8 protein-coding genes are annotated in these 13343 nt (G+C 42.0%); 5 read left to right on the forward strand and 3 right to left on the reverse strand.

Going from position 1 to position 13343, the window contains the following annotated elements; translation table 11 throughout:
- Positions 1 to 42: 42 nt before the first annotated feature.
- Both pgmB and ACM0OY_RS14980 read left to right on the forward strand, forming a co-directional pair.
- Positions 43 to 3006, forward strand: a complete 2964-nt coding sequence (gene pgmB / locus ACM0OY_RS14975; RefSeq protein WP_414569633.1) for a beta-phosphoglucomutase — start codon at positions 43 to 45, stop codon at positions 3004 to 3006.
- A 344-nt stretch (positions 3007 to 3350) separates the two neighbouring features.
- Positions 3351 to 4745, forward strand: coding sequence for an ATP-binding protein (locus tag ACM0OY_RS14980; RefSeq protein WP_414569634.1), 1395 nt, complete (start codon positions 3351 to 3353; stop codon positions 4743 to 4745).
- Positions 4746 to 4805: 60 nt separating this feature from the next.
- On the opposite strand, the gene ACM0OY_RS14985 is transcribed toward ACM0OY_RS14980, so the two are convergent.
- A complete protein-coding gene (locus ACM0OY_RS14985; protein WP_414569660.1) occupies positions 4806 to 5375 on the reverse strand; it encodes a Uma2 family endonuclease in 570 nt (189 codons plus the stop codon).
- Between the two features lie 554 nt (positions 5376 to 5929).
- On the opposite strand from ACM0OY_RS14985, the gene ACM0OY_RS14990 reads away from it, so the two are divergent.
- Both ACM0OY_RS14990 and ACM0OY_RS14995 read left to right on the forward strand, forming a co-directional pair.
- Positions 5930 to 6694, forward strand: coding sequence for an N-acetylmuramoyl-L-alanine amidase (locus ACM0OY_RS14990; RefSeq protein WP_414569635.1), 765 nt, complete (start codon positions 5930 to 5932; stop codon positions 6692 to 6694).
- A 128-nt stretch (positions 6695 to 6822) separates the two neighbouring features.
- Positions 6823 to 8394, forward strand: a complete 1572-nt coding sequence (locus tag ACM0OY_RS14995) for a glucosaminidase domain-containing protein (protein ID WP_414569636.1) — start codon at positions 6823 to 6825, stop codon at positions 8392 to 8394.
- Between the two features lie 125 nt (positions 8395 to 8519).
- On the opposite strand, the gene ACM0OY_RS15000 is transcribed toward ACM0OY_RS14995, so the two are convergent.
- Positions 8520 to 9902 carry a hypothetical protein gene (locus ACM0OY_RS15000; RefSeq protein WP_414569637.1) on the reverse strand — a complete coding sequence of 461 codons (1383 nt, stop codon included), beginning with the start codon at positions 9900 to 9902 and terminating at the stop codon, positions 8520 to 8522.
- 229 nt (positions 9903 to 10131) lie between these two features.
- Complete coding sequence (gene mnmG / locus ACM0OY_RS15005) at positions 10132 to 12054, reverse strand: tRNA uridine-5-carboxymethylaminomethyl(34) synthesis enzyme MnmG (RefSeq protein ID WP_414569661.1); 1923 nt, start codon at positions 12052 to 12054, stop codon at positions 10132 to 10134.
- 396 nt (positions 12055 to 12450) lie between these two features.
- Here mnmG and ACM0OY_RS15010 point away from each other — a divergent pair, with 396 nt between their 5' ends.
- Positions 12451 to 13323 carry a D-alanyl-D-alanine carboxypeptidase family protein gene (locus ACM0OY_RS15010; protein WP_414569638.1) on the forward strand — a complete coding sequence of 291 codons (873 nt, stop codon included), beginning with the start codon at positions 12451 to 12453 and terminating at the stop codon, positions 13321 to 13323.
- The last annotated feature ends 20 nt before the right edge of the window (positions 13324 to 13343 follow it).

Consider the following 13343-nt stretch of genomic DNA (forward strand, 5'->3'; position numbering starts at 1 on the left):
TCCCTCATCTCCCGACTTCTAATCCCTAATCACACATTCACAATGCAAACAAAAGGTCATTCTCGCCACTTTATCTACACAGACTGGATATTAACCGAAACCCAGTTTGACGCTGACCAATTGCACTCCAAAGAAACTGTCTTTACAATCGGCAATGGATACCTGGGAACAAGGGGCAGTTTTGAGGAAGGCTATCCTCATGCATTGCCCGCTACTTTTATCCACGGTGTCTATGACGATGTGCCGGTGATGTACACCGAACTAGTTAATTGCCCTGACTGGTTACCTTTAGTAGTAATTGTGAATGGCGAACGCTTCCGTCTCGACCAAGGCGAGATATTGCGGTATGAACGAAAGCTTAACTTACGTCAGGGACTTGTCAGCCGTTCTTTACGTTGGCGTTCTCCCAGTGGGAAAACCATAGACATTGACTTTGAACGCTTTGTCAGTTTTGCAGACCAGCATGTCTTAGGGCAACGTTGTCAGTTAACGCCAGTAGATTTCGATGGGTTAATTGAAGTTCAAGGAAGCATTAATGGGTATACAGAAAATCAGGGTTTTAATCACTGGGAAGGACTAGACCAAGGCAAGACTGACGAAGGTATTTGGTTGCAACGCCGTACCCGCAATTCCCAAATTGAATTGGGTATGGCAGCTAAAATCACAATATTAGGGACGGAAGCTTCTTTGCAAGTCAATACCGCACCTGGTTATCCCACCCTAAGCACCACCTTTCTGCTTAAAGCGCAACAGACGGTAACAGTGGAAAAACTCGTCACAGTTTTTACTTCGCGGGAGGTTGAAACACCAGTTGCAGCAGCTCAAGAAAAACTCGGACACTTACCAGACTACGCAACACTACTAAAAACCAGCGAACAGGCATGGGATGAGGTTTGGCAACAAAGCGATATCGTGATTGAAGGGGATAGCACAGCGGCTTTTGCTGTTCGCTACAATCTGTTCCAGTTGCTAATTGCTAGCCCACGGCATGATGACAAAGTAAGCATTCCTGCTAAAACTCTTTCGGGGTTTGGCTATCGCGGTCATATTTTTTGGGATACAGAAATTTTTATGCTGCCCTTTTTTCTGTTTACCCAACCTGCGATCGCCTGTAATTTACTGAGTTACCGCTGGCACACTTTACCAGGAGCTAGACGCAAGGCGACTCATTACGGTTATAAAGGAGCAATGTTTTCTTGGGAAAGTGCTGCTACCGGAGACGAAGTAACACCACGTTGGTCACTTCCGACTGATTTTTATGGTGAAGATGTGCGAATTTGGTGCCGCGATCGCGAAATTCATATCAACGCAGATATCCCCTACGCGGTTTGGAACTATTGGCAAGCCACTCGCAATGATGAATGGATGCAAAAATACGGTGCAGAGATTATTTTGGATGCCGCCATCTTTTGGGGTAGCCGGGTGGAATTCAATCCTCAACGTCAAAAGTATGAAATTCGGGGAGTGATTGGAACGGATGAATACCATGAATTCGTCCACAACAATATGTTTACAAACCGGATGGTGCAATGGCATCTGGAAAAAGCGATCGCAGTTTATGATTGGCTGGCTCACAAATACCCAGAACGAACCAGGGAATTAGAAGAAAAACTGCAACTCACTTCAGAACAGCAAAACCACTGGCAAGACATCATCGCCAAAATGTTGTTGTTTTACGACCCATTAACAGAATTAATCGAGCAATTCGAGGGATTTTTTCAATTGGAAGATATTAACTTAGCAGATTATCAAGGGCGCGATCGCTCCATGCAAGCCATCTTAGGTATCGAGAAAACTAACAAATATCAAGTACTCAAACAGCCAGATGTATTAATGCTGCTTTATTTAATGCGAGAATCAGCAGATTTTCCCTACAGCGAAAAAGCATTGCACACAAATTGGGATTACTACGCACCCCGCACTGACATCACCTATGGTTCCTCCCTCGGCCCCGCAGTTCACGCCATCTTAGCTTCAGATTTGAATATATCTACTGAAGCTTACAAACTGTTTATGCAAGCAGCAATGGTAGATCTTGAAGATAACCGAGGAAACACCAACGATGGAATTCATGGTGCCACTGCTGGCGGCGTTTGGCAAGCCGTAATTTTTGGCTTTGGCGGTATCCAATTGGGCAAAAATTGTCCTGTAGCCAACCCGCATTTGCCCGCTAACTGGACGCGGCTGAAGTTTAAATTGCACTGGCAAGGGTTATGGTACGACTTTGATTTGCATCAGGGGCTGGGAGCTGGGGACTGGGGACTGGGGACTAGGGACAAGGAGACAAAAGGAGAAGGGGACAGGGGGACAAGGGGAATAACCAATCCCCAATCCCTAATCCCCAATCCCCAATCCCTAATCCCCAACATCCAAGGAGTCATCTTCGATTTAGATGGCGTACTGACAGATACAGCCGAACTTCATTATCTAGCTTGGCAAAAGCTAGCGGATGAACAGGGTATACCCTTTAATCGAGTAGCTAATGAAGCGCTGCGGGGGGTATCCCGTCGTGCTTCGCTAATGCTGATTATTGGGCATAGACCGTATTCGGAACAACAAATCCAGGAAATGATGGAGCGCAAGAACCGCTACTATGTGGAACTGCTGAAAAATATGACCTCTAAAGATTTGTTACCGGGAGCGATCGCACTTTTGGATGAACTGCGGCAAGCTGGGATTAAAATAGCCATTGGCTCAGCGAGCAAAAATGCCCGTACAGTGATCGAGCGATTGGGTATTGCTGATAAAATAGACGCGATCGCTGACGGTTATAGTGTAGAGAAACCCAAGCCAGCACCCGATTTATTTCTCTATGCAGCTAAGCAGCTAGGAATCGAACCAGCGCAATCTGTAGTTGTAGAAGATGCAGCAGCAGGTGTTGAGGCAGCTCTAGCTGCTGGGATGTGGGCGGTAGGTATTGGCCCAGTTGAACGAGTTGGAGCTGCTCATGTTGTTTTGCCCAGTCTAGCAGGAGTTAAATGGGCAGATATACAAAGTCAATTATAGAACTCTAAAAAATAGGGGCAGAGGGGCAAGAGTGAAACTCAAAGACTCGTTGACGAGTATCAAAGACTCATTCACACAGTTATTATAGCCGTAGTCACACAGGTTAGGACATTTTGAAAGCATGGAAGCTAGGAATAGTAATACTTTTACCTCCTGCCTCCTGCCTTCTGCCTCCTGCTATAGCTCCATTAAGCAGTTAATAGTAATCAATTAACTGCTTTATAACTCAATAATTAAAACTGATAACTGAGAACTAATAATTATATAAATTTCAAAAGCTAAAATCGTCCCAGTAAGGAATCTGAAAGGAAACCCAACTTTAGATATCGAATAGGAGCAAAAACGTGAATTTGGACGATTTAGCCCTACAGATACAAAATATACGGAAACGTGTTGCCATTTTGCAAAGCAAAAGTGAAGAGCAAAAAGTACAGCAAGACATTGGACTAGTCACCGCAATATTTGGGGAAGTCTACCTAGCTTTGGAAGAATTGCAAATGGCTAATGAAAATCTACAACAACAAAATAAAGAATTATCCAATGCTCAACAAGCATTGGTAGTAGAACATCAACGCTACCACGAACTTTTTGAGGAAGTACCAGATGCTTATTTGGTAACTGATACACAAGGCATAATTCAGGAAGCTAACTCTGCTGCTAGTACTCTGTTCAACATTTCCAAAAGTTTATTAGTGGGTAAATTATTGGAAAATTTTGCGATTGAGAAAGAGTTGATTGCTTTTCATCTTAAACTAACTCATCTGCGCGAGCGCCAAATTCCAGAGTGGAAAACTCAAGAATGGGAAGTAAACCTGCGACCGTATGAGAAAACGCCGATTATCGTTGCGCTTAAGGTGGCTGCTGTGCGTAATCAACAAGGCGAGTTAGTCGGTCTACGCTGGCTATTGCGGGATATTAGCGAAAGTAAACGAACCCAAGCAAAGCTGGAATGGGCAGAAGAGGCGATGCGACAAGCACTTGCCAAAGAAAGACAACTCAGTGAACTTAAATCCCGTTTGCTTACTACCACTTCCCATGAATTTCGCACGCCTTTGGCTGCTATCCATTCTTCTGCGGAACTACTAGAACATTATCGCCATCGATGGAGCGAGGAGCGTCAAAATACCCACCTGCGTCGCATTCAAAAATCTGTGATGCATATGACTCAGCTCTTAGATGATGTATTGGTGCTGAGTCAGGATGAAATCAGTAAGTTAGGGTTTAATCCAAGACCGTTGAATTTAGCACAATTTTGCCAGCATCTGTTAAAAGAATTAAAACAAGGCGATGGTTCTCAACATGCGATCGCTTTTAGTAATCAGTCCCAATGCACGCAAGCTAACTTCGATGCTCAACTACTGCGGCAAATCTTAAATAATTTATTTTCCAACTCTTTAAAATATTCTCCCATTGGCAGTACGATTAATTTTTCGGTTAGTAATACCAGCAATGGAGCTATATTTGAAATTCAAGATTTTGGTATTGGTATTCCCACTACTGACATTGAACATATTTTTGAACCTTTCCATCGCGCTAGTAATACCGACAATATTCCAGGGCTAGGATTGGGGTTGTCCATCGTCAAAAAAGCTGTAGATTTGCACGGCGGTGAGATTACTGTTGAAAGTGCGATCAATGCAGGAACTACTTTTACAGTGATTGTGCCATTTTCAAGTAATCTTCACATCAGTTATGCAGAGGTGAAAGAAAATTTCACCACAGAGGACGTTGAAGAATAAGAGTTTCAAATTATTTTATTTAAGAGAAAGTTTTAACTTTTAACTTTTACTTTAATTTCGTTATGTAGGAAAAAATAAACGGATAGAACAACAAAATTCGGGTAAGAGTGGAGATGTAATCTCATCATTATCTAATAAAGTGGCAACTAAAATCAACTGTGCTTTTTCTCGGCGATAAATTTCGACTTTTTGAGTGAAGCAATCGACAATCCAATACTCACGCACGCCATGAATTGAATATAGTTTCAATTTGTCTTCTTTGTCTCGAAGTTCGTTTTGTTTACCAGGAGATAAAACTTCCACTACTAACTCTGGTGCGCCGGTTAGATGTCCCGCTTCATCTTCAATTTGCGCTAGTCGTTCTCGACTTACCCAAACTACATCCGGGATGACGCTATCTGCTTGGGAAAATAACACCCCTGGAGCCACAATTGTTTCGCCTAAACCAGTAGACTCCGACCAAGCATCGAGTGTTCGGAAGATTTTGCCACAAACTTGTTGATGACGGCGGTGAGGAGTAGGAGTCACAAAAAGTTCTCCATCAATTATTTGATAGCGTGTCCACTCATTTTCGGGTAAAACCTCTAAATCCTGAACTGTCCAGCGTACTCTGTCAATAGCTTGGCTCATGATTGTTCTCGTTTGCTTTTTTGATTCAGAATTCTGAATTACTATTTTACCTAATTCAGATATGTTGATGTCGGTCGGTTTTTTTGAATGGCTACTGTTTGAAGACTGATAGTAGTAACGTAAAACAGTTTGGATATTTTTTTTACATACTTCTTGACCAAATAACTGAGATAGCGATCGCCACAACTGGCAACCAATTTGTTTAATATAGTCATGTTCATAACTTATCTGCACCGCGATTTCCGCATAGGTGTGTCCTAGCCAACTTTCCAGAAATACCACAGATTGAACATCATTGAGCCTTTGCCCAAACGTAGAGCATAAAAGACTATCGACTAGATTCAGCGCCTCTTCTGCCGTCATTAGTCAGCCTGCTTTATTTATAGGTTAGACTTATGAGATTTCTGTTTTCTAGGAGATGATTATGTTAAACGTTACAAATTTTTACAGTAAGTACTCACTTTTTCTCACTGATAGAGCATTGCATTTGGCTTAATAATTAATACACTATAGGCAATGGATACCTCGAAATTTATAACCAGGAGATAAACTCTATGAAATTTGGTATTGATATGGGACACAATTGCCCTCCTCACGATACAGGAGCAACAGGCATCAAACAAGAAGATACTTTAACTAAAGCAGTTGGTACACATTTAATCCAAAAGCTCAAAGCAGCAGGTCATACTGCTATTGATTGCACTCCGACAAGCGCCAGCAGTGTCACAGATTCTTTGAGACAACGAGCTAATAAGGCAAATGCCAATAACGTTAATGTCTTTATCTCGATTCACTTTAATAAATTCGATGGTAGAGCCAATGGCACAGAAATTTTTGCCATTAGTAATGCATCAAAAGGTATTGCTCAATCAGTTCTCAAAGAGATTGTTAAACTTGGTTTTAATACGAGAGGAGTTAAAAATACAGGTTTCTTTGTTCTGAAGAATACACAAATGCCAGCTATTTTAATTGAGTGCTGCTTTTGTGACTCGACAACAGATATGAATCGCTTTGATGCTGAAAAAATGGCGGAAGCGATTAAAGATGGATTAATTGGTGAGTCAAATGACGAGGAACATAAATCTGATAAGAAATACGTTTTGGAAATTACAACAAAAACTATTCTCAAACCTTCTACAGAACAGGGTGCAGAACTACCAAAAGAATCTCTAATTGATATTGAACCAGGAGATTATCCAGTTTTAGATGTTCGTTTTGAGGAAAATCATTATTGGGTTAAGTGGCCTGATAAAAGTAAAGGAAATCGAGATCAACATTTTGTGTTTGCTGGATATAGCAAAGTTATAGAAAAAGAGTAACTAAATTTTCTATAACTTTGCTGATAATTAGATTCCTGACTTTTTCTCTAAGTCGGGAATCTGAATATATCGATTTTTAGATTACTGGTTTCTTGAAAAAATTAAGTATTTTTTAACAGGAAAAACCTATGTCATTACTAAATGATTTGGTGAATAACTATCTGCAAAAGGACTTAAAAGAAGTTTTGACTAAAGTTGGCATTCAATCTGACAAGATTACCGATAACAATCGGCAAATTTTAAAAGAAGTTACCCTTGCTCAATGGTTACTAGAGTCTGCTAGAACTGAAAGTGAACTTGCTATCAAAGCTAACAATTTTGGTGGATTAAAATGGCGACATCCTGATATGCAGGGGTTTGCCGAACCTTTAAAAATCAAAGTTCCTTCAGAGCCAGAAGAAGTTGAGTTTTGTAAATTCACAAATATAGATGCTTTTATTATTGGGTATTGGAAGTTTTTAACTCGCACTCCCTATAAAGGTTTAGAAGATTACACCAATACACCAGAAAATTTTCTTGGCTTTCTCAAGGGTAAAGGTTATTCATCCGATCCTAACTATGTTACTAAAGTTGTGAATTTGCTTCCAGAAGCGCAGAGTTTACTGGCTAATGCAAGTGGAGTTGCTATTCTTCCTCCAGTAGAACAACTACAGTTAATTCGTGTTCCTCAAGAAGTGGAAGTAGGGCAAAGTTTTCGAGTTGAAGGTATAGGACGTTTAGCCGACAGCGGGAAAGTTTTGTCGGTAACTATTGATGACAGATTTCCAGGGCCAAATGTACCAATCAAAGAGGGCGGGAAGTGGCAATTTGATTTCGTGTTTAAACAAGAAGGCGATCGCGGTATGATCCTTACTCTGGAGGATCAAACTCTAGCGATCGCCATTAAAGTTGTTGTTCCTTTTGATAATAAGTTAGATGAAGAAACTCAACAACCTACAGCATCCAGTGTGTTAGGAGCGAAGGTCATTCAACTCACTGGTAGTGTAGGAATTGGCGGAGTAAATAAAGCTGATGATGTTAAGGCAGTGAAAGCACGATTGCATGAGCTAGGCTACACCTGGGCAGGCGATCCTAACAGTGCAACTATAGACAGAGGGCTATTTGATGCCATCAAACTATTTCAATCAATCATTGCTGGTCGCAGTACTGTTAATGGTGATGGTCGAGTTGATGTTGGTCAAATGACTCATCGATGGCTGCAAGCAGCTAACGCGCCACAGTGGGTGTTAATGCCAAACAGCGATCCAGACAACGGTTTGGTCAATGGTGAACTGGCCGAAACTGAAGATAACCACGATTATGGAACGCACTGGTTAGCTGACGCAATTAAAGAAATTGCCCAAGACTATCAAAATAGTTATCGTCAAACTCGCCCCACAGCTGGTTTATTTGCAATTAATGATGTTAGCCTTCCTCACGGGGGAGATACTCCCGACCATCAGGGACATGAAACGGGTATGATGTGCGATGTTTTCTTACCCAAAAAAAATGGAGCTTTTGGTGGGATTTTTTGGTCGAGTTCTGAATACGATCAAGATGCTACACGAGCTATTCTTAAATCTATTCGCAAACACAAGCTAGTAAAGCCAAGGGCGGTTTTCTTCAACGATCCAAAGCTAATTACAGAGGGGCTTTGTGCTTTTGCAAGTGATCACCATCATCATATTCACTTTGAAATTAACCCACCACTTAGAAACTAATTTTGGGGGATAATATAGCAGTTGCCAGCTAGGTGAGGACATAAACCGATAGGAAAACCCAGACACCAAAAAACTTTCAAGCTTATTGCCTGTTGCCTGTTGCCTGCTATATTTTTTGAAAATCCTTACAATTTTTGCCCTGCGTAAATCGATCGCACTTCGCCGTTACGCCGAATAACTGCTTCACCATTACTAACATCTACAAGTGTCCAACCACTAGAACCAATAGTTTCACCCATATTGATGCGACGAGTTACGCCATCGATTTTAAACAAAGCAGCAGATTTGTTGCCTAACTCTAGCAATCCTTCTAAGGTACTGCTTGGAGTCTGGGCGATCGCAGTTGGCAAATACACTTGATGCTGGGTGATAGTTGGTTCTGGTTCTGGCGCGAGTGCTGCACGTAATGGTACAACTGGTAATGCAGGTAGAGGCTTGGGTGTTTGTCGCACGGTAATGGGTGCAGTTTTGGTAGCCACAGCTTTGATGTCTGGGCGTACAGCCGCAGCTAGCATGTTGACTGTGGCGGGTTTGGCAGCTTGTCGCACGGTATTCAAGGCAGTTTTCACAACATGAGGTTGAGAACCCTGCAATGCTGTCGCAACTTGTGGTAAAAGTGCGGGAGTACCAGGAATCGCTGGGAGAGCGTAGCGTATTGGCGAACGGACGTAGATGCGTTCGACGACGTTGCCAGAACGGTTAGGAATTGGTGATGTATTGTTAGCTGCTAAAGCTGGCAGTGGTGGTAGATTATTAGTTGGTTGCTGGTTGGCAACAGCTATTTGGCTAGTACTAGTTTGACTGTAAAATCCAGGTCTGACGTAGTTTTGATGATTTTTTACACCTTGCTTATCTATAACTGATAGGGCACTGAGCATGTAGTCAACTAACTCTGCCTCAATTTCTGGTTTTGCCGCCAATTCTGACTGGGACTGTGGCACTACAAGAGCTGATTCGGGGAATTTAGTATTTAAAAGATGGACAACGCCAGACTGTACCAAGTAGACCATACTGGCGATCGCCACGCCTAATGTTGTTCCCACAATCAGCAGTTTGCCCAAAGCAGAATTGCTTTTGTGGCGCTTTCTAGTCAGTGGTTTTACGGTGGCGGTGTCAAACACAACAGTACTCAATTGCTTGTGGTTAGCTTGAGGAACTGACTGTGCTGAACTATTGGCTGCATTTGCTGAGATAACCTGCGGCATGGTAACTGTTTGCAGTGGGTTAAGAGCGCCAGTTGCTACAACTGGAGAGAAGCCAGAGCGGTGGTTTGGGCCGTTCTGAACTTCGGGAGAAACCCCGCCAACGGACTGGCTCGATTTTTTCTGACTACTTTGCCTAAAGGTTTGAGAAGCCAGATTACCACTAGCATCGAGAATGTAGTCGATATCCGCAAAGAGTTCATCCATTAAACCATCAGCATAGTTTTCTATCGACCAAGGTTCGTTGGCAATTAAGTCTTCTGATGGTTCTGGAACTATGAGACGGGTCGTGGCTTGTTGTAACATAGACGTTTTGGGTTGTTGCTAGGACAGGGAAACGCCGCTCCTACTGCCTTTTAATCAGGATTATCGATCGAATAGTCAATCCCCCGTCTGATGAAGACGAGTTATTGAGCGGTGGTATTAAAATCAACTTCAATCTGGGGATTGTTAATGATGGCAGTACTAAGACTTATGTCATCTATCATACCCATCTCGCTCTTTACTACTATACTCGCCCTTTATGAAGTTTTTGTTAAATTAACGCTGTAAACTCTGGCTGGCTCTTAGTTTTACGCAATTCCAGATATAATAACAAGGCGTTAATATCGGCTGGGTTGACGCCACCTATACGTGCAGCCTGACCGAGTGTGAGCGGTTTGACATAAGCCAATTTTTCCCGCGCTTCTTTGGAAAGAGTATCAATTTTTATGTAATCTAAATCCGCAGGTAACTGGCGGTGGGCTTGGCGGGCGATTTGGTCAATCTGATTTTGTTGCCTAGCGAGATATCCAGAATATTTGATGTCAATTTCTGCACCTTCTTTCTCGGCGCGGTTGAGATTGGGGTTACCCAGTCCGAACCTGTCGAGGTCAACGTAATGGAATCCCGGACGCCGCAGTAAGTCATTTAAGGTAATTGAACCTTTGATTGCTTGCTGGGTATGAGATGCGATCGCTATACCAATTTCATCATGTTCTTTGATGCGGGTGTTGGATAGCCGTGCTTTTTCTGTAGTAATCTGGGTTTGTTTTTGGGTAAATAAATTCCAACGGCGATCGTCAATTAAACCAATTTCTCGTCCCAAGGGTGTCAGGCGTTGGTCGGCGTTGTCAGAACGCAAAATCAACCGATACTCTGACCTACTAGTAAGCATTCGGTAAGGTTCTCGTAGGTCTTTAGTACACAAGTCATCAACTAGCGTCCCAATGTAACTTTGCTCGCGGGGGAAGACAATCATCTCCTGAGAATTTACAAACCGAGCTGCATTAATTCCCGCTACAATGCCTTGAGCTGCGGCTTCTTCATAGCCTGTGGTGCCGTTAATCTGCCCAGCACAAAACAGCCCCGCAATTTTCTTGGTCATCAGTGTGGGGTAACACTGAGTTGCAGGTAAATAATCATATTCCACAGCATAAGCCGGACGCAGCATCACGCATTTTTCCAAACCGGGGAGACTCCGCAACATTTGGAGTTGCAGATTTTCTGGCAACCCTGTAGAAAACCCTTGAATATAAAGTTCGGGAATATCTCGTCCTTCCGGTTCTATAAAGATTTGATGGCTTTCTTTATCAGCAAAGCGGACAATCTTATCCTCAATACTGGGACAATAACGCGGTCCTTTGGCTTCCACCCAACCACCATAAACCGGCGACAGGTGTAAATTTTCCTGAATTAGGCGATGAGTCTCAGTAGTTGTACGGGTAATATAGCAAGGCATTTGTTCGCGTTCTACCCACACATCGGGGTCAAAGCTAAACCAGCGTACATCTTCATCCCCAGGCTGGATTTGCATTTTACTGTAATCCACCGATCGCTTGTCTACCCTGGCAGGAGTTCCAGTTTTGAGCCTACCGGTTTCAAATCCCAAGCGATTCAGGGTTTGTGTCAAGCCCTCAGCTGCAAATTCGCCAGCTCGTCCGGCTGGCATCGATTTGTTACCTACCCAAATTTTCCCGCCCAAAAAGGTGCCAGTTGTCAAGATGACGGCTTTGCATTGGAACGCCACACCAAAATAAGTTTCCACGCCGATAACTTCATCGTTAGCGCCCAAAACCAAATCTACTGCCATACTTTCGCGGATGGTCAAGTTTTCTTGGTTTTCCACAATATTTTTCATCACCCCTGCATATTCGCGCTTATCAGTTTGGGCGCGTAAAGCCCAAACTGCAGGCCCCCGTGAAGAGTTGAGGATGCGCTTTTGTAAGTAGGTGCGGTCTGCCATTTTCCCAATTTCCCCGCCGAGGGCATCGACCTCATGAGTCAACTGAGATTTAGCTGGGCCACCCACTGCTGGGTTACAAGGTTGCCAAGCGATTTTATCCAAATTGAGTGTCAATAGCAAGGTACGACAACCGAGGCGGGCAGAGGCGAGAGCTGCTTCGCAACCGGAGTGACCTGCACCGACGACAATCACATCAAAAGCGTCTTGGAATTCAACAAGGTTGTGCATGGTCATACTTACAGGAACAGCAAGCTGAAAGTTCTCTCCAATTTTAACCTTTCCAGTGATTTCATGGATGTAACTTTCTAATAAATAAGTTATCAAATTTACTATTACTCAATAACAAAGACATTTCTATTTTTTACAAACATCTTTTATCTTGTCACTCATAAAGACAACTTGATTTATGCACAATGTATATTAGACATTTTGCCAAAATAGATAACTTGGATATATGAAAACAGGTGCACAATATAGTAGTTAGGGGCGCACACTTGTGCGCCCCTAACTGTGTAGATCTTCGTGGGATAAACTATGGTTATTAATTCCTATTTTTTATTGATAAATACCTGATTAGCAGAAAAACGTTACGAAGAATAGTTGTAAATATATTTAGGTAATTATTGGAAAATGAAAATTATCACACACAAAAAGTATTTCAATAAAAAAATTATCAAAGCTGCAACTTTTATCACGATAGTAATTTTGATGATTTTTGCTTTGGTAGCAAGTCATGAGATTACCCATCATAGTTTGGGTAAAACTGCCCAACCATTAAACGGATGTTTAAGTACTGATTCAGTATCCTGCACAAACACTTCAAAAGAATTAACATCGGAACCATTTATTCCCGATCAAAAATTAAATGATCAACAACGTTTTTTATCGGCGATCGCCAGAAATTTATCGACAATTCCGCAGCCAAATACTTATGAATATATTTTGTTACGTACATACGGCTCAGTTTTTGTCAATCCAGGTGTAGGAATTAAATTACCGCCAAAAGAAATCTTTACTAATGAGCAAGAAACCCAAGATTTTCAAGCTACTTTGACGATGGATCATGTTGATGACACTAGAGATTGTTATTTACAAAAATCTGCAGCAGACGCTTTAAATAAAGCTCGAAACCTAGAAAAAATTCCACTTAAATCTGGTTATGGTTCTGGAGATTGTACTCGTACTTTCGACACAAATTTAAGATTTTGGCACAAATATGCAAATAATCAAACTTTGGCAAGAGTTCAACAAGGTAAAGAAACAAAAATTCTCGGTGTAGTTGCACCTCCTGGAACTTCACAACATCTTTGGGGATTAGCTATTGATTTACGCGTATCCAGTAAAGAACAGAGAAAAGCACTCAATGAAAATGGTTGGTTTCAAACTGTAGAAAATGATGTTCCACACTGGACGTATATAGGTTTATCTGAGGATAAATTACCTTTGTTTGGTTTGAAAAATAAACTTGTCCGAGGTATTAGTTATTGGGTGACACCGCTTTAAGTAAAAATTATAAATTAGGA

It is taken from the genome of Nostoc sp. CCY 9925, from assembly GCF_963920935.1.
In the GTDB taxonomy this organism is placed as follows: Bacteria; Cyanobacteriota; Cyanobacteriia; order Cyanobacteriales; family Nostocaceae; genus Nostoc.